The 2,491-nt window shown below is 34.8% G+C and carries 4 protein-coding genes; all 4 read right to left on the reverse strand.

Features of this window, described 5'->3' with window-relative positions:
* Positions 1-2: 2 nt before the first annotated feature.
* Positions 3-119, reverse strand: coding sequence for a DUF1573 domain-containing protein (locus ACYPWY_RS15980; RefSeq protein WP_459686542.1), 117 nt, complete (start codon positions 117-119; stop codon positions 3-5).
* Positions 116-754, reverse strand: coding sequence for a hypothetical protein (locus tag ACYPWY_RS15985; protein ID WP_459686539.1), 639 nt, complete (start codon positions 752-754; stop codon positions 116-118). Before ACYPWY_RS15985 ends, ACYPWY_RS15980 begins: the two co-directional genes overlap by 4 nt.
* Positions 755-756: 2 nt before the next feature.
* Positions 757-1,974: a 6-bladed beta-propeller gene (locus ACYPWY_RS15990; protein ID WP_459686540.1), complete on the reverse strand. Its 1,218-nt coding sequence runs from the start codon at positions 1,972-1,974 to the stop codon at positions 757-759.
* Between the two features lie 83 nt (positions 1,975-2,057).
* The gene (locus tag ACYPWY_RS15995; protein ID WP_459686541.1) at positions 2,058-2,420 is read right to left on the reverse strand and encodes an NVEALA domain-containing protein; all 363 of its coding nucleotides are present in this window, start codon (positions 2,418-2,420) and stop codon (positions 2,058-2,060) included.
* Between the last annotated feature and the right edge of the window lie 71 nt (positions 2,421-2,491).

Raw genomic sequence — 2,491 nt, forward strand, 5'->3', positions numbered from 1 at the left:
TTTCAATTATTTACCGTTCCTTTGATTGACAAGTGTACAAAATTATTTTCAATGTTGCAATAGACGGTGATTGTTTTCTGGAAATAGCCGGTGGTGGCGGGCGTTATTTCTACTTTTATTTCGGTGGGGTTTTCGCAAAATACCGTTTATTTATCATTTTTAAATAATTGTTTGTAATTGAGGGTGTTGCTTTGTCGGGAATAAACACATTGGATATTGTTAAATCATAGTTCAATATAAAATAATATGGATAACCTCGTTCTTCAACGGGGATATTGAGTTCGGAGACGTTGTAAACATTCATATTTTGAATGCCATACAGAGGTTTTGTTCTGTTAAAGATTCTATTATTCCTGTAGGCGCCTAGAAATAATACATTCTCTACTCCAATCGAATCTGTCCAATGACGAAATAATTGCAAAGCGAAATCCACACAACTCTCGCAATATAATTCCGAGAATCGGCATACCAGCATTTGTTTTTGTTCGCAGCCAAAAGCCTCTTTCATCGGAATAATGTTGTTAAGAGGGTCTTTAATCATGATACTGTCAAGCTGGAAATTACTATTCAATATGTTTGTCGTAAAATTTACTTTGTATGAATGTAATTCGTCCTCCTCGTTACTTTCTTGATCGTAGCTAATAGCATCACCAGTCGGCGCCTGCTTTTTATATTGATAAAAACGAACGAATATGAAAGCATTAATTACAAGTAACAAAATGATAATAAGGATTAGAAATGTATTACCTCTCATTCTCAAAAATCTTTCAGTTTGAAGAATACTAAGATAGGATTATCATCTTCGGTCAAATTGTTGATCTTTAGTTTATCTTCTTCTGAGATAACAGAACTGTTGGACAATAAAGTATCATTTTTGTTTGTTAGATGAACCGAAACAAAATAATCGCCCGACGCCGTTTTAGGAAATCCTATCGGTGGTATTTCGTTCCAATTAAAATTTGCACTTGTACCACCTTTTAGATTTCCCGATTTTTTATCCCTATATACTACGGTTTGTGATACTATATGTCGATTTTCCAAGAAGAATATATGATGATATTCTGTTTCAAGATATTGCCCTAAATAGAAGTAGTAATCATCCTGTTTGGTGGCATGATCAAACTCAACCTTAGTACCTTTCAGGTAAATTTCAGGTAGTTTTTTTTTACTGTAATCTAATATATATTCGGCTTTCAATTGATTGGATTCATTTACATATTGGTAAATGGTATCTGTATATTTTTGAGTTACATGTAAGGACGTAGTATTATTATACAAATAATTGTATCCTCCTAAATTAACATTACTTGAGACACAAGGCAAACCAACTGATTTTAGTTTAAAATTTTTGTCGGTTACAAACAGCGTATAATCTTCTAAAAGGCCTAAATGACCGTTACCCTGTTCATCAAGCGCTTTAAAAACATATCCATCAGAAGTAACTGTGAAATTGTAGAACCCAAAAGGCAATCTCATCTGTCGAATAAATTCTCCAGATGGTGAAAAAAACAACAGAAAAGAGTGTTGGTAAGCTATCAATTCATTTTTTTCCTTATCGAAATCCATATCGTATAATCTGACAAGTTCACCAGGCCCCGATCCGTTGGATATTCTCTTTATGAATTTTCCTTCACTATTAAAAATCACTATACCACCTCCCTTGAAATCATCATAAATATAGATATTAGATTCTGTAACAAGTACTTTGTATATATCATCAACCAGACTTTCATCTGTAGTTTCAAGGGCGACAAGCTTGACTTCCTCTATCAAGGAGCCAAAATCGAAAGCTTGCTTTTTAAGAAATGGATTCAAATTAATTGTTGTTACAGAGTCTGTTTCTACTTTTAATATTTTGGTAGAATCAAGATGTAGTGAAGCAATTTGTTTCTCTGTAAAACGTGAATTTTTATCTTGTTTATTTTCGCAACAAACGAAGCATATAGACAATATCAGGAGAATATATTTTTGCATAAGTTTTCGCTTTTTCGTAATTCAAAGGATTATGTAACAGGAGATACTCGTTCTTTATGAAACGAGTACTCCTCAAAGCCATTTCAACAAGGTACCGCTGTGCAATTATCGCTACCAGTCGGGCATATAATTTCCTCTCTGGAACTGGGGTTTTCTTGAGTATAAGATCCACTCGCACCAATTGTCATGCCATCATAAGTGATTCCTAGAAATGCGCCATATGATTCGCTTGATGGGCATTGCCTTCGTTCTTCCCTTTCGTCTTTATAAAATCCTTGTCCTTGCCAAAAATTATCCCATCCACCCCATTCTCCCTGCGCCAACGCTTCCACATTAGCTAACGAAATATCCGACAATAACTCCTTTTGCGAACTCAAATTCACATTCAACACCGTAACTGCGGCAATAGCCAATATAGCCAAACCGCCAATAATCTTTTTCTTCATGATTATTTAATTAAATGCTCAAAAACTACTGTTTATTACCCTACAAAGATAAGGCAGGGGGGGGGGGGGGG

Source organism: Viscerimonas tarda (assembly GCF_054601255.1).